The following is a 19955-nucleotide window of genomic DNA, read 5'->3' as shown; positions in this document are numbered from 1 at the left end:
CCGGGGCGGCCCCGGAAGGCGTACGGCGTGCTGCGGGCCCGGCGCTCAGCTGTCCCACACGGCCGCGGCCGTGCGGTCCTTCGCGTGGCCCTTGACGCGGAGCTGGGCGTCGGCCAGGAAGGCGGCCAGGCCCGGCGGGTCGGTCTCGGCCCACCGACCGGCCAGCCGCGCGGCGAAATCGGGCGCCTCGCGCAGCGGCTCGGCCAGCCCCGTACTGCACAGCAGCAGGGTGTCGCCGGAGCGGGCCACGGAGGCGCGGAAGCGGAACGGTTCGCCTACGGGTTCGGGAGCAGCTTCGGAAGCGGCATCGGAAGCGGCATCGCGGGCGTCCCCCGGTGGCCCGGTGACGCCGAGGTGCCGCGGCGGCTCCAGCTCCTGCCAGACGCCGTCCCGGAGCCGGAAGAGGCCGCCCCCGCCGAGGCCGAAGAAGACACGGGTGCGGCACGCCGGGTCGGCGGGCAGCAGCAGGCAGCGCAGCGAGGCGGTGTACTCGCGCGGGTCCAGCCCCAGCTCGGCGGCGCGGGCCCGCAGCCGGCCGTAACCGCGGTCGGTGAGCCGCTGCAGCCCGGACCTGAGGGCTTCGCGGCGGCCGGTACGGATGTCGTCGGCCAGCCGCGCGGCGGAGCGGCCGACGGCGGCGCCGATCCACTGGCAGGCGTCCCGCGCCGCGCGGTGCCCCTCGGGCGAGGCGTACGCACCGGAGGCGACGGCGATCAGGATCAGGGTCTGCCGCCCGGCCCCGAAGCGGGCGGTGAGCAGGGCGTCGCGGCGCGGGTCGCCGCGGTACCGGGCGGAGTCGCCCCGTACGGAGGCGGCGCGCAGCGTGAGCGTGCCGTACTGCGCGCCGTCCAGCTCGGTGTCCGGGACGAGCCCGGCGAGGTCGGCCGGGTCGGCGGCGGGCAGCGCGACCGGCTCGGCCGCGTACGTGGGCGGCCGGTCCCCGACGAACTCCACTACGGGGACGGGCGGCTCGGCCTCGCCGGCCGTGCCTGCCGCGTCGGCCGCTTCGAACGCGTCGGCCGCCTTGGGCTCTTCGGGCTCTATGGGCTCTTCAGGCGCGCCGACCGCCTCAGGGGCGTCAGCCGCCTCCGCCGCGTCCAGCGTGCGCAGGACCGAGTCGACGCGGTCGTCCAGCGAGTCCGGCGCGGTCGAGGGCCCCGCGTCGCCCGGCTTGCCGTCGCCCGCTTCGTACAGCTCGCGCCACCAGTGGTCCTCGTGTCCGCGTGTGTCCCCCTGCTGACTCATGGACCGTATTGTCCATGGCTGCGTGGCCGCGAGACAGTGCACAAAAGAGTGCTCCGCGACGCGTCACCGGGCCGCGTCGACGCCCTCCAGGGACAGCAGGGTGCGCTTGCGGTCCAGGCCACCGGCGTATCCGGTGAGCGAACCGTCGGCTCCGATGACGCGGTGGCAGGGGCGCAGAATCAGCAGCGGATTCGCGCCGATCGCGGTGCCGACGGCCCGTACGGCGGGCCGTGTGGCTCCGATGCGGCGGGCGATCTCCCCGTAACTGGCGGTCTCGCCGTACGGGATGGCGTCCAGCGCCGTCCAGACGCGCTCGCGGAAGGCGGTGCCGCGGGTGGCCAGGGTCAGCGCGAAGTCGCGGCGCTCGCCCGCGAAGTACTCCTTCAACTGCCGCTCCGCCTCGGCGAAGGCGGCCGGTTCACGGGTCCAGCCGGCCTCCGGTACGACGCCGCCCTTCTGGTCGGGCAGGGAGAGCGCGGTCAGTACCGTGCCGCCGGGGGCGTCGGCCGACGGCTCGCCCACCAGGGTCAGCCGGCCGAGCGGGCTGTCAAGCAGCGTGTAGAGCGGCATGGTCGATGCTGTCCTTCGGGTCGTGGTCTTCGGGTTCGTGCGCGGGACCGGCGTGGAGGCCCGCGTGCCGGAGGTGGTGGTAGGCGTACGAACGCCACGGGCGCCGGCGCTCCGCCTCCGGGGCGGCGTCGGGCGGGCCCACATCGGGGTCGCCCAGCGCGCGCCTTCTGATGACCGCCGCCGCGGCGGGGTCGACGCCCGGGAGCGCGGCGAGGGCGCGTTCGGCGGCGTCCCGGTCCGCGCCCGCCGCGAGGTCCACCGTGCCGTTGGCGAGCGCCGCGCACAGCGCCCGTACGCTCTCCCCGACATCCGCCCCGGCCAGCTCCTCCGGCGTCGGGAAGAGGTGGGTGAGCGTGCCGTCCGGGGTGTCCAGCGGCTTGCCGTACGCCCGTACAAGGGCGGCGGCGCGCTCCGGTGGCCCGCCGAGCACGGTCCGTACCGCCTGTTCCGCCGGATCGGCCGCGCCCGGCGAGCGCAGCCCGGGGCGGGCCGTGACCAGCGGCCGGAGCAGCGGGTCGGCCGAGAGCCGGGCGGCGACCGCGTACGGATCGGCGTCCAGGTCGAACAGGCGGCGCAGTCGCTGGCTCGCGGTGGGCAGGTCGCGCAGGTCGGTGAGGTGCAGCCGGCAGTCGAGCCAGCCGGAGCGGGCCGGTCCGCCGGGCCCGCCGGGCCGTTCGCCGACCTCGGCGACGGCGGTGCCGTAGGTGAGGCGCAGGGTGCGGCGGTACGTACGCGCCCCGGGGACACCGATGACCTCCTCGATGCCCGGCACCGCCGCCGCCTGAAGGTCGTCGAAGATCTCCCGGGCGGCGTACGGGCCCCGGAAGGCGAGCCGCAGCGGGATACCGCCGGGGCTGCCGTGCTCCCCGCGCGCGGTGCGTCCGCGTGCCGCGGCGCGCAGCTCGCTGGGGGTGCTCCCGTAGATCTCCCGCATCGTCGCGTTGAACTGCCGCACACTGGCAAATCCCGCGGCGAATGCCAGCTCCGTGACCGGCAGGCCGGTGGTCCGGAGCAGGATGCGCGCGGTGTGCGCGCGGCGGGCGCGGGCCAGCGCGACCGGCCCGGCGCCCAGCTCGGCGGTGAGCTGGCGCTGCACCTGGCGGGCGCTGTAGCCGAGCCGCGCGGCGAGCCCCGCGACGCCCTCGCGGTCGACGACGCCGTCGCCGATGAAGCGCATCGCGCGGCCCACCAGGTCGGCGCGGACGTTCCAGTCGGCCGAGCCGGGGACGGCGTCCGGGCGGCAGCGGCGGCAGGCCCGGAAGCCGGCGCCCTGGGCGGCGGCAGCGGACGGGAAGAACCGCACGTTGGCCCGCTTCGGGGTGACAGCGGGGCAGCTCGGGCGGCAGTAGATGCCGGTCGTCACCACGGCGAAGAAGAATTCTCCGTCGAAGCGCGCGTCCCGGCTCGCCACCGCCTCGTACCTGCTGCTTTCGTCCTTCACACCGTCCAGTGTGCGGGATCGCGGCAGCCGCTTCCGGCGGAAATCGGACATGGCGTTCGGGCCGCCCGCACACGAACGGCCCGAACCCTCGGTGCTACCGCCGCTGCCCCCGCTGCCGCTCCCCCATGTGCCGCCCGAGCGCCTGCTTCTGTTTCCAGTCCCGGCGCAGCTCGGCGCGGAGCCGGGCGTCGGTCTTGGCGACGATGCGCTCGTTCTCGCGGAGCAGCTTGCGGTAGCTGTCCAGGCGGCGCTGCGGCAGATCGCCCGCGTCCACGGCCGCCAGTACCGCACACCCCGGCTCGGCGGTGTGCGCGCAGTCGTGGAACCGGCACCGCGCGGCCAGCTCCTCGACGTCGGTGAAGGTCCGCGCGAGGCCCTCCTCGGCGTCCCACATGCCGACGCCGCGCAGCCCGGGGGTGTCGATCAGCACCCCGCCGCCGGGCAGCACCAGCAGGTCGCGGGTGGTCGTGGTGTGCCGCCCCTTGCCGTCCCGGTCGCGTACGGCGTGCACGTCCTGGACGTCGGCGCCGATCACCGCGTTGGCCAGGGTGGACTTGCCCGCGCCGGACCGGCCGAGCAGGACGGAGGTGCCGCCGGCCAGTACCGCCGCGAGGACGTCCAGGCCGGCGCCGGTCGCCGCGCTCACCGCCAGTACCGGCACACCGGGCGCGACGGTCTCGGTGTCGGCGACGAGGTGGGCGAGGCCCGCCGCGTCCGGCACCAGGTCCGCCTTGGTCAGCGCCACGACGGGAGTGGCGCCGCTCTCCCACGCCAGGGACACGAAGCGTTCGACGCGTCCGAGGTCGAGCGGCTCGGCGAGGGAGACGGCGACGATCGCGTGGTCGACGTTGGCGGCCAGGATCTGGCCTTCGGAGCGCTTGGAGGAGGCGGACCGCACCAGTGCGGTGCGGCGCGGGAGCAGCGCGCGGACGACGGCGTCCGGCCCGCTGCCGGGATCGATCGCGGCCCAGTCGCCGGTGCACGGCACCTTGAGCGGGTCGCCGGTCGCCACGAGCGCGGTGCTCGCGAGCACGGTACGGACGCCGTCGTCGCCGGGCACGACGGCGTCCACCCGGCCGCGGTCGATGCGGACCAGGCGGCCGGGCAGCAGACCTTGCTCGGCGTACGGGGTGAACTCCTGCGCGTGGTCCGCGTCCCAGCCGTAGGGGGCGAGGGGGTGCGCAGCGGTGATGCCGGAGTTGATGTCGGACGTGAGGTCGGACAACGGGATGACCCTTCGAAGCGGGTGGTCCCGGCGGTGGGCACGCAACTCGGGCGCGCCGAAGGAGAGTTGAGGTCAGCCGGGAACCACGGAGGTGGGATGGATGTTCTTCCGGATGCGGGCAGCGCCCAGCGCAGTGACAGCCATCGGTCCACACCTCCTCGTTCGTCGGTCGTTGCCGGATCGCTCGTCGGCGATCTCGTACGTGCAGAGCCTAGAACGGCCGCGCACAGAGCCGCGAACGATTTTCCGGATCCTCTTACTGAAAACCTGTCGACAACAACCGTCGACAACCATCGATAACCGGCCACCGAAAATTAGTTGCTTGAGTGCCTATTTTCGACCCCTGGGACACCTGAGTAAGGTGTGGCGCCAGCGTCGATTACGGGGGAAGGAACGGCACGCAGCATGGCCGCTGGCCTGTTCGAAGGGCAGTACGTATGGCATCCGGCGGCCGATGACCGGCGGCTGGCGAGCGCCTGCATGGATGTGCGGGCGGGACGTTACTTCAGCGCCCGGGAGGTGCTGAAGGAGAGCCGCGACAATTTCGGGGTACGGGCGCACCGTTCTCTGGTACTGGCCTCCGAGGCGGCCGATTCGGATCTGACCGAGCGCTGGCTCGCCGAGGAGCCGGGCACCGAGGCCGCGCTGCTGTGGGCGCGGGTCGCGGCGCTGCGCGCCGCCCGCGCCGCCGACGCGGACGACCGGCACGCCACCACGCTGGGCCGGATCGCGCTGGCCGCCTGCGACCGGGCGGCGGAGCTCGCGCCGCGGGACCCGACGCCATGGGCCGCGAAGCTCTCGCTGGCCCGTTTCCAGCGCCATCTCGACCCGGCGCCGGAGGGCCTCATCACCGCGCCGCCCGGCCCCTGGTCGCTGTTCTCGCACATCCTGCGGCTGGACCCCTGGCACCGCGAGGCCCACCACCGCTTCCTGGCGTGCTTCTTCGCGCGGCACGGCGGGTCGGCGGGCGCCGCCTGGGACGTCGCCGCCTTCCTCGCGCAACGCGCCCCGGCCTCCTCGGCGCTGCGGCTGCTGCCGCTGGTGGCCGTGGTCGAGGAGTACGACCCGGGCGCGCCGCTCGCCGACCGCACGTGGGAGCAGCCGCAGTGGCGGCAGGTCGCGCTGCGGATCTACCAGTACTGGCTGCCGGAGGTGGCCGGCTACCGCTTCACGCCCGTGCTGGACCTGGCGTATCTGGCGCACGCGCTGTGCATGGCGCGCCACGAGTTCGAGGCACGGGCGGTCTTCGCGGCCATGGGCCCGTACGCCTCGCGCATGCCGTGGAGCCGCTTCGGCGACCCGGCCGAGCAGCTCAGCCGGGCCCGCAGGCGCTGCGGGCTCCCGGTCCCGCACTCCCCCGACACCGGGTGAGTGCGGTCCCCCCCCACATCACACCGACACCTCACTGACCGTCCCCGGAAAGGTTCGTCCGTGTCCGATTCCGCATTTCTCGCCCGGGTGCGCGCCCGTCGGCGGGAGGAGCAGCCCCCCACGCTGGACGATGACGCGACCCTGCACGCCATGGGATATCCCCGGAAACTCACCCGCCGTTTCCGGGCCTTCGACAATTTCGCGATATCCTTCACGATCATCAACATCATATCCGGCATCTTTTCGTCCTTCGGCTTCGGGATGAATGCCGGTGGGCCGCTCATTCTCGTGTTCGGCTGGATAGGCGTTTCGATCCTCGTACTGTTCATCGGCGCCTCGATGGCGGAAATCACCTCCGCCTATCCCACCAGCGGCGCGCTGTATTTCTCCGCGGGCAAGCTCGCCAAGCGGCACAAGGGTGCCTGGTCCTGGTACACCGGCTGGCTGAATTTCGTGGGCCAGGTCGGCGGTACGGCCGCCACCGGCTATGCGGCGGCCACCTTCATCCAGGCGTTCCTCGCGATGCAGTGGCCGTCCTACCAGGTCTCCGAGCAGCGCACGGTCCTCATCACGGCGGCGATCCTGCTGGTCCAGGCGCTGGCCAACACCTACACCGTGCACCTCGTCGCGATCCTGAACCGCATCTCGGTGTGGTGGCTGCTGATCGGCATGGTGGTCATCGTGACGGCGCTGACCGTGCTGCCCGAACACCACCAGCCGGCCTCGTTCGTGACGCATTTCGCCAACAACACCGGCTTCACCAACGGGCTTTACGGCGCGCTGCTGGGCCTGTTGGTCACCAGCTGGACCTTCACCGGATTCGACGGCAGCTTCCATATGTCGGAGGAAACGGTGGGCGCGACCGTCAACGCGCCGAAGGGAATCATGCGGGCGATCGGCTACTCCGCCGTCGCCGGTCTGATCCTGATGCTCGCGCTGGTCTACGCGATACGTGATTACTCAGCGGAAGCGAGCGCTGACGCACCGCCCGTACAGATTCTCATCGACGCGCTCGGCACCGGCACCGCCAAGTTCCTGCTGCTGATCGTGATCGGCGCGATGCTCTTCTGCGGGCTGGCCAATATGACCAGCAACACCCGCCAGATCTTTGCCTTTTCGCGGGACGGCGCGATGCCCGGCTCACGCTGGTGGCACTCGGTCTCCGCGCGCACCCGTACGCCCGTCAAGGCGGTCTGGCTCGCCGCGGCCTGCTCACTGGTGCTGGTGATCCCCGGCTGGTGGTCGCACACCGCCTTCACCGCCATCGTCAGCGTCAATGTCGTCGGCCTCTTCCTCGCGTACGGCGTGCCGATCTTCCTGCGGCTGCGGCTGGACACCTTCGAGCCGGGGCCGTGGAACCTGGGCCGCTGGGGCAAGCCCGTCGCGGCGGTCGCGGTGGTCTGGATCGTGTTCAGCAACGTGCTGTTCATGCTGCCGCAGGCGTCCCCCATCACGCCCGGCTCGTTCAACTACGCGCCGATCGCGCTCGCGGTGGTGCTGGTCATCGCCACGGTGTGGTGGTTCGCCACCGCCCGGCACCGCTTCCAGGGTCCGGTCAGCTACGGCCGCCCGGACGAGGTGGCGGCGATGGATCTGATCTGAACGCAGCCCCGCGCCCCTTCAGGGGCGCGGGGAACTGCGCGACCAGCCATGACGCACCGTCACTCCTTCTCCGGCCCCGGCCCGTCGTCCAGCTCGTCCGCGTCCTCCGCCTCCTCCCGCGCCTCGCGCAGCGGTTCCGCCTCCGCGCGGCGGCGTTTCTCGCGTTCCGCGCGGCCGGCCGCCGTGGCGAGGGAGGGCCAGACGCGGTCCAGGGCCGCGTTGACCGCCGCGCCGACCAGTACCGCGAAGGCCGAGACGCCGATCCACAGGAGGACCGCGACGGGGGCGGCGAGTGAGCCGTAGATCGTCGGGCCCTCGACCGTCGAGGCGAGGTAGACGCGCAGCAACAGGCTGCCCAGCAGCCACATCGCGAGCGCGACCACCGCGCCGGGGATGTCCTCCCGCCAGGGCGACCGGACCGGTACGGACACGTGGTACAGCGTGGTCAGGAAGGCGACCGAGACCAGCAGGACGACCGGCCAGTACAGCGCCCGGACGGCGTCCTCGCTGGCGGGCAGGAGATACACCACCGTGTCCGGGCCCGCGACCATCAGGGGCAGCGCGACCGCGCCGAGCACGAGGGCGACGAGGTAGAGGAAGAACGCCAGCAGGCGGGTGGCGACGATGCCGCGCTTGCCCTCCAGGCCGTACATGATCGTGATGGTGTCGACGAAGACGTTCAGCGCGCGCGAGCCCGACCACAGGGCGATGGCGAAGCCGATCGAGATGACGTCGGGGCGGCCGCCGCGGAAGATGTCGTCCAGCAGCGGCCGGGCGATCTCGTCGACGCCCTTGTCGGACAGCACGGTCGCGGCCGCGGTGAGGGTGTTCGCCCGGATGGTGTCGATGGTGTCGTGGCCGATCCACGGCTCCAGATAGCCCAGCAGCCCGAGGAGTCCGAGGAACAGCGGGGGCAGCGAGAGCAGGCAGAAGAAGGCGGCTTCGGCGGCGAGGCCGGTGACGCGGTACTCCACGCAGGAGTGCACGGTGTCCTTGAGCAGCAGCCACCCGAGGCGGCGTTTCGATACATGGCGGTACAGGACGCGAGCCCTGTGCAGACGGCCCGTGGGGTGCTCGGCTGGTTCGTTCGCTGGCTGCACCTCGCCACCGTATCCGGCGGGGCGGCGACGGCCCATGACGTTGCGCCGCGCAAGGGGGCCGGGCCGGCAGCCGGCGCCGCGCGGAAGCGGTGCCGCGCCGACTCGGCACCGCTTCCGACGGGGGTGGCCGGCCCTGGCGAGGACGGGCCGGTACGACGGCCCGGTCCCCGGCGTACGGAAACGGCTCGCGCTCAGCCTTTCCGCTCGTACCGGGAGCGGCAACCGTTGCACGACGTTGCAATGGATCTGCCGATTCCGCACTCCGCCGGGCCCCGGCCCCGGCACGATGGGCCGCGGCGTTACCCCAAAACAGCACAAGCGGAGCGATGTTGAGCACACGGCACCACGACAGGACCCAGACCCCCGTCCTGGCAGCGGCGCTGGACTCCCGGGAAGCGGCCCGTCGGCTGGCTTCCGTACGGGAGGCCACCCTCGCGGGGGACGAACCGCCCGACGGCCCCCGCAGCGTGATCGGCGAATCCTGGCGGCGGGTCATCGGCACCGGCCTCGACCCGGACCGGGACCGCCGCGCGCGGCCGCTGTCCCTGGCCGAGCTCGAGGAGCGCCGAGCCCGCTCGCAGCTGCTGCGGCTGCTGCCCGTACTGCACTCCCACCTCCTGCCCGCCGCGGACGCCGCGCAGCAGATCCTGGTGGTGACCGACCCCGAGGGCCGGGTGCTGTGGCGCGACGGCGCGGCGCCGGTGCGCCGGATGGCCGACCGGCACGGGTTTGAACCGGGCGCCGACTGGACCGAGGACGTGGTCGGCACGAACGGCATCGGTACCGCGCTGGTCACCCGCGCCCCGGTCCTGGTGCACTCCGCCGAGCACTACGTCCGCACCCACCACCAGTGGACCTGCGCCGGGGCGCCGCTGCACGACCCGCGCGACGGGCGGCTGCTGGGCGTGGTGGACCTCAGCGGCCCCGCGCACTCCTTCCACCCCACCACGCTCTCACTGGTCACGGCGGTCGCCCGGCTCGCCGAGTGCGAGGAGCGCACCCGGCACCTGGCCGCGCTGGACCGGCTGCGGACGAGCGCCGCGCCGCTGCTCGCCCGGCTCGGCGGGCGGGCGCTGGCCGTGGACCGGGACGGCTGGACCGCCGCGGCCACCGGCACGGCGCCGCCCGCCCGGCTCGCGCTGCCCCGGTCGCCGCAGGCCGGCCCGGTGTGGCTGCCGCGGTACGGCGCCTGCGTGCTGGAGCCGCTGCCGGGCGGCTGGCTGGTACGGATCGGGGAGGACGGGCCGCCGGGGCCCGCACCGAGCCGGGTGGTGCTGGACCTCAGCGGCCGGGCCGGCTGGACGGTGACGGTCGGCGGCCCGGCCGGCAGCTGGACGCACGAGCTGAGCCCGCGCCACGCCGAGCTGCTGTTCACCCTGGCCGTGCACCCCGAGGGCCGTACCTCGGCGCAGCTGGCCCGCGATCTGTTCGGCGACGCCCGCCGCACGGCGACGGTCCGTGCGGAGCTCTCCCGGCTGCGCCGCACACTCGGCTGCGTCCTCTCGCACCGCCCGTACCGCTTCGCCGACGAGGTCCACGTCGACCTCCGCCGCCCGCCCCGCGCGCCGGACCTCCTCCCCCACTCCACGGCGCCTTCGGTGGTGGCGGCACGAGCCGGTACCGGAGGGCCGGATGCGCACTCCACATGATTGGGTGACGGCCATGACCGAGACTGTCACCACCTGGTATCTGGAACAGACCTCCCCCGCGGACCTCGTGCCCGCCGCCGAGCCGCCCGCCGAGCAGGAGGTCCGGGTCGTACTGTCCGGGACGCCGCTGCCCGAGTTCAGCCGGTTCCTCTATACGGCGGTGGGCGGGGACGTGACCTGGACGGACCGGCTGCCGTGGACCTACGCGGAGTGGGCGGAGCACCTGGGGCAGCCCGGCACGGAGACCTGGGTGGCGTACGAGCGGGGGACGCCAGCTGGATTCATCGAGCTGCAGGCCCGGCCGGACGCGTCGGTGGAGATCGTCTACTTCGGCCTGATACCGGCGTTCCGCGGCCGGCGGATCGGCGGCCACCTGCTCTCGTACGGCATCGCGCGCGCCTGGGACCTGGCCGATCGCCGGCCGGAGTGCGAGCGGACGAAGCGGGTGTGGGTGCACACCTGCAGCAAGGACGGCGAGTATGCGATGGCCAACTACCAGCGCCGCGGGTTCCGGGTGTACGACACGACCGTGACGGAGGAACCCGAGGCGGCGGCGCCGGGCCCCTGGCCTGGCGCCTGAGTCGCACCACGGGCGCCGGTCACACCAAGCGGAACGTGACCGGCGCCACAATGTCTCACCCTTCAAGACATACTCGTCCGCATTTTGGACGATGGTGGACTGGTCCAAGACCGTCGTGACACGCTTCCGTCATGTCTCGAGCTGGAATTGCCTTGGTGAGTCGGCGCCACGTCGACCTTGCGCGCGTGTCCAGCGCCATCTGTCAGGCGCGCTGACGCTGTACCCACAGGGGTCGGCGACTCTGACCGGTAACCCCTGACAGCACCCAGCTCCACCGACTTTCCCGCCGTCCCCATCGTCGCGGACGTGCGACCACCCCTGATCCGGCAAGTCATGCCAAGGCGCGCTTCCACGCGTCGCGATCCGGCATGTCTTCGCAGGTCACAGTGGGTGCACCCGGCCTGAAACCGCATCAGCCCACATTTCACTGCAGCCGCCGAGAAGGACGTATCACCATGGCCGCCACTCCGGAACGCCCCGCCACGACCCGCCGCAAGGCCGGACGCCACCGCGGCGAGGGACAGTGGGCCGTTGGTCACTTCACTCCGCTCAACGGCAACGAGCAGTTCAAGAAGGACGACGACGGTCTCAATGTGCGGACACGCATTGAGACGATCTACTCCAAGCGCGGCTTCGACTCGATCGACCCCCAGGACCTGCGCGGACGGATGCGCTGGTGGGGCCTCTACACCCAGCGCAAACCCGGCATCGACGGCGGCAAGACCGCGGTCCTGGAGCCGGAGGAGCTGGACGACAAGTACTTCATGCTGCGCGTCCGCGTGGACGGCGGCCGGCTGACCGTCGCCCAGCTGCGCGCGATCGGCGAGGTCTCCGAGCAGTACGCCCGCGGCACCGCGGACATCACCGACCGGCAGAACATCCAGCTGCACTGGATCCGCATCGAGGACGTCCCCGCCATCTGGGAGAAGCTCGAGAGCGTCGGGCTGTCCACGACCGAGGCGTGCGGCGACTGCCCGCGTGTGATCATCGGCTCCCCGGTGGCCGGCATCGCCGCCGACGAGATCATCGACGGCACCCCGGCCGTGCACGAGATCCACGAGCGCTACATCGGCAGCAAGGAGTTCTCCAACCTGCCGCGCAAGTTCAAGACCGCGATCTCGGGATCCCCTGTCCAGGATGTGGTCCACGAGATCAACGACGTGGCCTTCGTGGGCGTCAACCACCCCGAGCACGGCCCCGGCTTCGACCTCTGGGTCGGCGGCGGTCTGTCCACCAACCCGAAGCTCGCCCAGCGACTGGGCACCTGGGTCCCGCTGGACGAGGTCGCGGACGTGTGGGCCGGGGTCGTCGGCATCTTCCGTGACTACGGCTACCGCCGGCTGCGCAACCGCGCCCGCCTGAAGTTCCTGGTCGCCGACTGGGGCGTCGAGAAGTTCCGGCAGGTGCTGGAGGACGAGTACCTGAAGCGGAAGCTGGTCGACGGGCCCGCGCCCGAGGAGCCCTCCTCCAAGTGGCGCGACCACATCGGCGTCCACCAGCAGCAGGACGGCCGCTTCTACGTGGGCTTCGCGCCGCGCGTCGGCCGCGTCGACGGCAAGACCCTCACCAAGCTCGCCGAGCTGGCCGCCGAGCACGGCTCGGACCGGCTGAACACCACCGTCGAGCAGAAGATGATCATCCTCGACGTGACCGAGGACCAGGTCGACTCGCTGGTCGCCGGGCTGGAGGCGCTGGACTTCCAGGTCAAGGCGTCGCCCTTCCGGCGCGGCACGATGGCCTGCACCGGCATCGAGTTCTGCAAGCTGGCCATCGTCGAGACCAAGGGCCGCGGCGCGTCCCTCATCGACGAGCTGGAGCGCCGGATGCCGGACTTCCAGGAGCCGGTCACCATCAACCTCAACGGCTGCCCGAACGCCTGCGCCCGTATCCAGGTCGCGGACATCGGTCTCAAGGGCCAGCTGGTCCTGGACGACGACGGCAACCAGGTCGAGGGCTACCAGGTGCACCTGGGCGGCGCGCTGGCCCTGGAGGCCGGCTTCGGCCGCAAGGTCCGCGGCCTGAAGGTCACCGCCGATGAACTCCCCGACTACGTCGAGCGGGTGCTGCGCAACTTCGAGGCGGAGCGCACCGACGGCGAGCGGTTCGCCCAGTGGGCGGCCCGTGCGGAAGAGGGTGCTCTCAAGTGAGCGAGCCTCGGCGCGCGGCGCTGGCTGGACTGAGGAGCCGCGCAGTGACGAAGGAACGAGCAGTGACGAAGGAAGCCAGCGCCACAGAGCGCGTCGAGGCTGAGCGGGAGGCACGGTGAGTGAGCGAGCAGCGCCGTTCTTCTGCCCCTACTGCGGGGACGAGGACCTGCGGCCCTCCGAGGAGGGCCATGGAGCCTGGGAATGCCGGTCCTGCAGCCGTGGGTTCCGGCTGAAGTTCCTGGGCCTGCTGGCCCCGGGGACCGCCGCCAACTCCCCCGCCAACGACGGAGGTACGCAGTGACCACCGCAACCGACGCCCAGCAGACCGCACGCGCCGAAGACCTTCAGGCGCTCGCCGAGCAGGCGGGCCGCGACCTGGAGGACGCCTCGGCGCTGGAGATCCTCAAGTGGGCCGCCGAGACCTTCGGTCCGCGCTTCTGCGTCACCTCCTCGATGGAGGACGCGGTCGTCGCGCACCTGGCCTCGCGTGCCTTCCCCGGCGTGGACGTGGTCTTCCTGGACACCGGCTACCACTTCCCGGAGACCCTCGGTACCCGGGACGCGGTCGCCGAGGTGATGGACGTCAACGTCATCACCCTGACGCCGCGTCAGACAGTCGCCGAGCAGGACGCCGAGCACGGACCGAAGCTGCACGACCGCAACCCCGACCTGTGCTGCGCACTGCGCAAGGTCAAGCCCCTTGAGGAGGGCCTGACTTCGTACGACGCGTGGGCCACCGGACTGCGCCGGGACGAGTCGCCCACCCGGGCGAACACCCCGGTCGTCGGCTGGGACGCCAAGCGGCAGAAGGTGAAGGTCTCGCCGATCGCCAAGTGGACGCAGGCCGACGTGGACGCCTACGTGAACGAGCACGGCGTGCTCACCAACCCGCTGCTCCAGGACGGCTACGCCTCGGTCGGCTGCGCCCCCTGCACGCGGCGCGTGCTGGAGGGCGAGGACGTCAGGGCCGGCCGCTGGGCCGGCAGCAACAAGACCGAGTGCGGACTGCACGGATAACCGGCAGTGACAAGCACGATGACGGACACTCAGGAGATATCCATGACGGGCGCCACGATCTGGCTGACCGGTCTGCCGAGCGCGGGCAAGACGACCATCGCGCACGAACTGGCCGGGAAGCTGCGCGGCGAGGGCCACCGCGTCGAGGTGCTCGACGGCGACGAGATCCGGGAATTCCTCTCCGCGGGCCTCGGCTTCAGCCGGGAGGACCGGCACACCAACGTCCAGCGCATCGGCTTCGTCGCCGAGCTGCTGGCCAGCAACGGCGTCAAGGCGCTGGTGCCGGTGATCGCGCCGTACGCGGACAGCCGGGAGGCGGTGCGCAAGCGCCACCAGACCGAGGGCACCGCGTATCTGGAGGTGCACGTGGCGACGCCCGTCGAGGTGTGCTCCGAGCGCGATGTGAAGGGCCTGTACGCCAAGCAGGCGGCGGGCGAGATCTCCGGGCTGACCGGCGTCGACGATCCGTACGAGGCCCCCGAGTCGCCCGATCTGCGGATCGAGTCGCACACCCAGACCGTGCAGGAGTCCGCGGCGGCGCTGCACGCGCTGCTCACCGAAAGGGGACTGGCATGACGACGGCAACGGCCATCACCGGTACCGGCCCGACCCCGGAGGGCGACGACTCTCCGTACGCGCTGTCCCACCTGGACGCGCTGGAGTCGGAGGCGGTGCACATCTTCCGCGAGGTGGCGGGCGAGTTCGAGCGGCCGGTGATCCTCTTCTCCGGCGGCAAGGACTCCATCGTCATGCTGCACCTGGCGCTCAAGGCGTTCGCGCCCGCGCCGGTGCCGTTCTCCCTGCTGCACGTGGACACGGGGCACAACTTCCCGGAGGTCCTGGAGTACCGGGACCGTACGGTCGAGAAGCACGGGCTGCGGCTGCACGTCGCGTCCGTACAGGAGTACATCGACCGCGGCGCCCTCAAGGAGCGCCCGGACGGCACCCGTAACCCGCTGCAGACCGTGCCGCTGACCGAGGCCATCCAGCAGCACCGCTTCGACGCCGTGTTCGGCGGCGGGCGGCGCGACGAGGAGAAGGCCCGGGCCAAGGAGCGGGTGTTCTCGCTGCGCGACGAGTTCTCGCAGTGGGACCCGCGCCGTCAGCGCCCCGAGCTGTGGCAGCTCTACAACGGCCGGCACGCTCCCGGCGAGCACGTCCGCGTGTTCCCGCTGTCCAACTGGACCGAGTTGGACGTATGGCAGTACATCGCCCGCGAGGGCATCGAACTGCCCCAGATCTACTTCGCCCACAAGCGTGAGGTCTTCCGGCGCAGCGGCATGTGGCTGACGGCCGGCGAGTGGGGCGGTCCCAAGGACGACGAGACCGTCGAGACCCGCCAGGTCCGCTACCGCACCGTCGGCGACATGTCCTGCACCGGCGCCGTCGACTCCGACGCGACGACGCTGGACGCCGTGATCACCGAGATCGCCGCCTCCCGACTCACCGAGCGGGGCGCGACCCGGGCCGACGACAAGATGTCCGAGGCCGCGATGGAAGACCGCAAGCGCGAGGGGTACTTCTAACCATGAGCACGATCACCACCGAGGATCTCGCGGCCACCACCCTGCTGCGGTTCGCCACCGCCGGCTCCGTCGACGACGGAAAGTCGACCCTGGTGGGGCGGCTGCTGCACGACTCCAAGTCGGTCCTCACCGACCAGCTGGAGGCCGTCGAGCACGCCTCCCGCAACCGCGGTCAGGAAGCGCCCGACCTGGCGCTGCTCACCGACGGGCTGCGCGCCGAGCGCGAGCAGGGCATCACCATCGATGTCGCCTACCGCTACTTCGCCACGCCCCGGCGGCGGTTCATCCTCGCCGACACCCCGGGCCATGTGCAGTACACCCGCAACATGGTCACCGGCGCCTCGACCGCCGAGCTGGCGGTGGTGCTGGTCGACGCCCGTAACGGTGTCGTCGAGCAGACCCGTCGGCACGCCGCGGTCGCCGCGCTGCTGCGCGTCCCGCATGTCGTCCTCGCCGTCAACAAGATGGACCTCGTCGACTACGAGGAGACGGTCTTCGCGAAGATCGCCGAGGAGTTCACCGCGTACGCCGGCGAGCTGGGCGTCCCCGAGATCACCGCGATCCCGATCTCCGCGCTCGCCGGTGACAACGTCGTGGATGCGTCCGCGAACATGGACTGGTACGGCGGCCCGACGGTCCTGGAGCACCTGGAGACCGTCGCGGTCAGCCACGACCTGGCGCACTGCCACGCCCGGCTGCCCGTGCAGGTCGTGATCCGCCCGCAGACCGCCGAGCTCCCCGACTACCGCGGTTACGCGGGCCAGATCGCGGCCGGCACGTTCCGCGTCGGCGACCCGGTGACCGTCCTGCCCTCCGGCAAGACCTCGAAGATCTCCGGGATCGACCTGCTCGGCAAGCCGGTCGACGTCGCCTGGACCCCGCAGTCGGTCACCCTCCTGCTGGAGGACGACATCGACATCTCGCGCGGCGACCTGATCGTGCCGACCCCCGACGCGCCCACGGCCACCCAGGACATCGAAGCGACCGTGTGCCACGTCGCCGACCAGGCGCTCACCGTCGGCCACCGGGTCCTGCTCAAGCACGGCACCCGTACGGTCAAGGCGATCGTCAAGGACATCCCGTCCCGGCTGACCCTCGACGACCTGTCGCTGCACCCGCACCCGGGTCAGCTGGTCGCCAACGACATCGGCCGCGTCAAGATCCGTACCGCCGAGCCGCTGCCGGTCGACGCCTACGCCGACTCGCGGCGCACCGGCTCGTTCATCCTGATCGACCCGAACGACGGCACCACGCTCACCGCGGGCATGGTCGGCGAGTCCTTCGCCGCGCCGGAGCCGGTGAAGACCGAGGCCGACGACGAGGGCTGGGACTTCTAGTCATGGCGGGCGAGGCGTTCTCGACGTTCGCGAAGGAGGGCGGCCGGATCGGCAGCGGAGCCCTCGGCAGCGGGCAGGGCGGAGTCGGCCGATGTGTGCGCTGACCCCGCTCCGCTCCGCCCTGCCCGCAAGGCCCTTCCGAAGACCACCTGACCTGCCGGGCGCGCCCTAGCCAAGGGGCGCGTACCGCCCCGGCCCACCGAGAGGAACCCCTCCCGTGCTGCCTGCCGCTCGCCCCCGCTCCACCGCCCGCCGCCTGCTGGCGGCGGCCGCCACCGTCCCGCTGCTGATCGGGGCGCTGGGGGCCTGCGGTTACGGGTCCAAGGCGCCGAAGAGCACCAAGCCGGTGGCCGCGAAGGGCCCGAAGACGGACGGCCTGGGCTCGGTACGGATCGGGTACTTCGGCAACGTCACGCACGCGACGCCGATGGTGGACCGGCAGAAGGGCTTCATCCAGAAGGAGCTGGGCGGCACGCAGGTCAAGCCGTACATCTTCAACGCGGGCCCCGCGGAGATCGAGGCGCTGAACGCCGGGACGATCGACATCGGCTGGATCGGGCCTTCGCCCGCGATCAACGGGTACGTGCAGTCGCACGGCAACAACCTGAAGATCATCGGCGGCTCGGCCTCCGGCGGTGTCTCCCTGGTCGTGAACCCCAAGAAGATCAAGTCCCTCAAGGACCTGAAGGGCAAGCGGATCGCCACCCCGCAGCTCGGCAACACCCAGGACGTCGCGCTCCTGAACTACCTGCACGAGAAGGGTTACGAGGTCGACCCGGACACCGGTAAGGGCGAGGTCGGGGTCCTCCGGCAGGACAACAAGGAGATCCCGAACACCTTCCGGCAGGGCGGCGTGGACGGCGCGTGGGTGCCCGAGCCGACCGCGTCCAAGCTGGTCGCCGAGGGCGGCCGCACGCTGCTGGACGAGAAGCAGCTCTGGAAGGACGGGAAGTTCGTCATCACGAACATCATCGTCCGCAAGCAGTTCCTCAAGGAGCACCCCAAGGCCGTCGAGGCGGTGCTGCGCGGCTCGCTGAAGACCAACGACTGGATCAAGGGCCACCCGGGCGAGGCCGCCCAGGCGGTCAACGCCTCGCTCGCCGATCCCAAGGTCTCCGGCACCCGGCTGCCCGACAAGGTGCTCAACTCCGCCTTCCGCAACGTCGAGGTCACCGACGACCCGCTGGCCGCCACCCTCAAGGACGAGGCGCAGCACGCGGTCACGTCCGGGCTGCTCAAGAAGCCCGACCTGCACGGCATCTACGACCTCCGGCTGCTCAACAAGGTCCTCAAGGCCGAGGGCAGGCCCCCGGTCGGCGCCGCCGGACTCGGCGCGCAGTAACCGATCGATCCGTACGGTCCCCAGGAGGTGACACCGATGACGACCCCTACCCTCACCCAGCAGGCCGCCACGGCCGGCATTGACGAGCCGGCGCCCTACGCGGCGCGTATCGACCACGTCTCGAAGTCCTTCGGCCGCCCCGGCGCGCAGCAGCACGTACTGGACGACATCACGGTCGATGTCGCGCCGGGCGAATTCGTCTGCCTCCTGGGCGCGTCGGGCTGCGGCAAGTCCACGCTGCTCAACCTCGTCGCGGGGCTCGACAAGCCGACCGCGGGGACCATCGACGTGCCCGGCAGCCGCCCGGCGCTGATGTTCCAGGAGCACGCGCTCTTCCCCTGGCTCACCGCCGGCAAGAACATCGAACTGGCCCTGAAGCTGCGCGGTACGCCGCGCGCCGACCGCCGCGACGAGGCCGAACGGCTGCTGGAGCTGGTACGGCTGAAGGGCGCGTACGGCAAGCGCGTGCACGAGCTGTCCGGCGGTATGCGGCAGCGGGTCGCGATGGCCCGCGCGCTCGCCCAGGACAGCGGACTGCTGCTGATGGACGAGCCGTTCGCCGCGCTGGACGCCATCACCCGTGACGTGCTGCACGACGAGCTGACCCGCATCTGGGAAGCGACCAACCTCTCGGTCCTCTTCGTCACGCACAACGTCCGCGAGGCGGTCCGGCTGGCGGAGCGCGTCATCCTGCTGTCCTCCCGGCCCGGGCGCATCGCCCGGACGTGGGAGGTCGACATTCCGCAGCCGCGCCGCATCGAGGACGCCGCCGTCGCCGAGCTCTCCGTAGAGATCACCGAACAGCTCCGTGGGGAGATCCGCCGCCATGGCCAGCACTGAGACCACCACCGAGACCCGCAACGCGGCCGACGCCAAGGCGGCGGGCGCGCGCGGGGCCGAGACCGCGGGGCTGGAGGCCGGGCTCGACGCGCTGGAGACGCAGGCCGTCAGCCGCCCGCCCGTGCTGCGCACGCTGCTCTCCAAGGTCGTGCCGCCCGTCGTCGCCGTCCTGATCGTGCTGGCCCTGTGGCAGCTCGCCTACCACTTCGAGCTCAAGGCGCACTACCAGCTGCCCAGCCCGCTGGACGTCTGGGGCTCGCTGCGGGAGAAGTGGCTGGAGGGCACGCTCCTCAGCTACGTGTGGGAGTCGGTCTCGCGCGGCGCGCTCGGCTTCGCCGCCTCGCTCGTCATCGGCACGCCGCTGGGCCTGCTGGTGGCCCGGGTCCGCCCGGTGCGCGCGGCGATCGGCCCGATCCTCTCCGGTCTGCAGTCGCTGCCGTCGGTGGCCTGGGTGCCCGCCGCGATCATCTGGTTCGGTATCACCGACGCCACGATCTACGCGGTCGTGCTGCTGGGCGCGGTGCCGTCCATCGCCAACGGCCTGATCTCGGGCGTGGACCAGATTCCGCCGCTCTTCCTGCGCGCGGGCCGCACGATCGGCGCGACCGGCATGAAGGGCGTACGGCACGTCCTGCTGCCCGCCGCGCTGCCCGGCTACATCTCCGGCCTGAAGCAGGGCTGGGCGTTCTCCTGGCGCTCGCTGATGGCCGCCGAGCTGATCGCCACCTCGCCCGACCTGGGCGCGGGCCTGGGCCAGCTGCTGGACCAGGGCCGGGTGGGCTCGGACATGTCCCTCGTACTCGCCGCGATCCTGCTCATCCTGATCGTCGGCATCGGCATCGAGCTGCTGATCTTCGCCCCCATCGAGCGCCGCGTGCTGCGCAGCCGCGGACTGCTCCCCAACGCCCGCTGACACCTTCCCGAACGGAACCGCCATGCGACCCCATCTGCTCGCCCCCACCA

At 72.0% G+C, this 19955-nt stretch carries 19 protein-coding genes; 14 read left to right on the top strand and 5 right to left on the bottom strand.

The annotated features are described in order from the left end of the window. Nucleotides 1-45: 45 nt before the first annotated feature. From IF04_RS0107015 to rsgA, 4 genes are all read right to left on the bottom strand, one after another. Complete coding sequence (locus IF04_RS0107015) at nt 46-1245, bottom strand: protein phosphatase 2C domain-containing protein (RefSeq protein WP_030252496.1); 1200 nt, start codon at nt 1243-1245, stop codon at nt 46-48. Between the two features lie 63 nt (nt 1246-1308). Further along, complete coding sequence (locus IF04_RS0107010; RefSeq protein ID WP_030252495.1) at nt 1309-1815, bottom strand: methylated-DNA--[protein]-cysteine S-methyltransferase; 507 nt, start codon at nt 1813-1815, stop codon at nt 1309-1311. After that, nucleotides 1793-3307 (bottom strand): bifunctional transcriptional activator/DNA repair enzyme AdaA, encoded by a 1515-nt coding sequence (locus IF04_RS0107005; protein ID WP_106975556.1) that lies wholly within the window; start codon nt 3305-3307, stop codon nt 1793-1795. Before IF04_RS0107005 ends, IF04_RS0107010 begins: the two co-directional genes overlap by 23 nt. 43 nt (nt 3308-3350) lie before the next feature. Then, a complete protein-coding gene (gene rsgA, locus IF04_RS0107000) occupies nt 3351-4481 on the bottom strand; it encodes a ribosome small subunit-dependent GTPase A (RefSeq protein ID WP_245654310.1) in 1131 nt (376 codons plus the stop codon). Between the two features lie 405 nt (nt 4482-4886). Between rsgA and IF04_RS0106995 the strand changes: the two genes are divergently transcribed. Continuing rightward, entirely contained in the window at nt 4887-5852 is a 966-nt protein-coding gene (locus IF04_RS0106995) for a hypothetical protein (RefSeq protein ID WP_030252491.1), read from the top strand. 150 nt (nt 5853-6002) lie between these two features. Continuing rightward, nucleotides 6003-7454 carry an amino acid permease gene (locus IF04_RS0106990; RefSeq protein ID WP_030252489.1) on the top strand — a complete coding sequence of 484 codons (1452 nt, stop codon included), beginning with the start codon at nt 6003-6005 and terminating at the stop codon, nt 7452-7454. Nucleotides 7455-7513: 59 nt separating this feature from the next. Here the strand turns inward: IF04_RS0106990 and IF04_RS0106985 are convergent, their stop codons facing one another. Continuing rightward, nucleotides 7514-8554, bottom strand: a complete 1041-nt coding sequence (locus tag IF04_RS0106985; protein WP_211259773.1) for a YihY/virulence factor BrkB family protein — start codon at nt 8552-8554, stop codon at nt 7514-7516. A 326-nt stretch (nt 8555-8880) separates the two neighbouring features. Between IF04_RS0106985 and IF04_RS0106980 the strand changes: the two genes are divergently transcribed. The 12 genes from IF04_RS0106980 to IF04_RS0106925 all read left to right on the top strand — a co-directional run bounded on the left by IF04_RS0106980 (nt 8881) and on the right by IF04_RS0106925 (nt 19905). After that, a complete protein-coding gene (locus IF04_RS0106980) occupies nt 8881-10203 on the top strand; it encodes a GAF domain-containing protein (RefSeq protein WP_030252485.1) in 1323 nt (440 codons plus the stop codon). Between the two features lie 13 nt (nt 10204-10216). After that, on the top strand, nt 10217-10783 hold the full coding sequence (locus tag IF04_RS0106975; RefSeq protein WP_030252484.1) for a GNAT family N-acetyltransferase: 567 nt from the start codon (nt 10217-10219) through the stop codon (nt 10781-10783). Nucleotides 10784-10914: 131 nt separating this feature from the next. Beyond that, complete coding sequence (locus IF04_RS40330) at nt 10915-10998, top strand: putative leader peptide (RefSeq protein WP_351598321.1); 84 nt, start codon at nt 10915-10917, stop codon at nt 10996-10998. A 240-nt stretch (nt 10999-11238) separates the two neighbouring features. Then, nucleotides 11239-12930 (top strand): nitrite/sulfite reductase, encoded by a 1692-nt coding sequence (locus IF04_RS0106970; protein ID WP_030252483.1) that lies wholly within the window; start codon nt 11239-11241, stop codon nt 12928-12930. Nucleotides 12931-13045: 115 nt separating this feature from the next. Continuing rightward, nucleotides 13046-13231, top strand: a complete 186-nt coding sequence (locus IF04_RS0106965) for an eL43 family ribosomal protein (RefSeq protein WP_030252482.1) — start codon at nt 13046-13048, stop codon at nt 13229-13231. Then, nucleotides 13228-13947, top strand: a complete 720-nt coding sequence (locus IF04_RS0106960; protein ID WP_030252480.1) for a phosphoadenylyl-sulfate reductase — start codon at nt 13228-13230, stop codon at nt 13945-13947. The genes IF04_RS0106965 and IF04_RS0106960 overlap by 4 nt, the downstream gene beginning before the upstream one ends. A 42-nt stretch (nt 13948-13989) precedes the next feature. After that, nucleotides 13990-14523: an adenylyl-sulfate kinase gene (cysC, locus tag IF04_RS0106955; protein WP_037800793.1), complete on the top strand. Its 534-nt coding sequence runs from the start codon at nt 13990-13992 to the stop codon at nt 14521-14523. Then, nucleotides 14520-15473, top strand: coding sequence for a sulfate adenylyltransferase subunit CysD (gene cysD / locus IF04_RS0106950; RefSeq protein ID WP_051830809.1), 954 nt, complete (start codon nt 14520-14522; stop codon nt 15471-15473). Before cysC ends, cysD begins: the two co-directional genes overlap by 4 nt. 2 nt (nt 15474-15475) lie before the next feature. Further along, a complete protein-coding gene (locus tag IF04_RS0106945) occupies nt 15476-16810 on the top strand; it encodes a sulfate adenylyltransferase subunit 1 (protein WP_030252472.1) in 1335 nt (444 codons plus the stop codon). A gap of 220 nt (nt 16811-17030) precedes the next feature. After that, on the top strand, nt 17031-18152 hold the full coding sequence (locus IF04_RS0106935) for an aliphatic sulfonate ABC transporter substrate-binding protein (RefSeq protein ID WP_030252467.1): 1122 nt from the start codon (nt 17031-17033) through the stop codon (nt 18150-18152). Between the two features lie 36 nt (nt 18153-18188). Continuing rightward, complete coding sequence (locus IF04_RS0106930) at nt 18189-18992, top strand: ABC transporter ATP-binding protein (RefSeq protein WP_030252465.1); 804 nt, start codon at nt 18189-18191, stop codon at nt 18990-18992. Further along, on the top strand, nt 18979-19905 hold the full coding sequence (locus IF04_RS0106925; RefSeq protein ID WP_030252463.1) for an ABC transporter permease: 927 nt from the start codon (nt 18979-18981) through the stop codon (nt 19903-19905). Before IF04_RS0106930 ends, IF04_RS0106925 begins: the two co-directional genes overlap by 14 nt. Nucleotides 19906-19955 lie beyond the last annotated feature (50 nt).

The organism is Streptomyces violens (assembly GCF_000717745.1).
GTDB classification, from domain to species: domain Bacteria; phylum Actinomycetota; class Actinomycetes; order Streptomycetales; family Streptomycetaceae; genus Streptomyces; species Streptomyces violens.
Note: the sequence above shows the minus strand (reverse complement) of the source record. Positions and strands in the feature narration are given on the sequence as shown.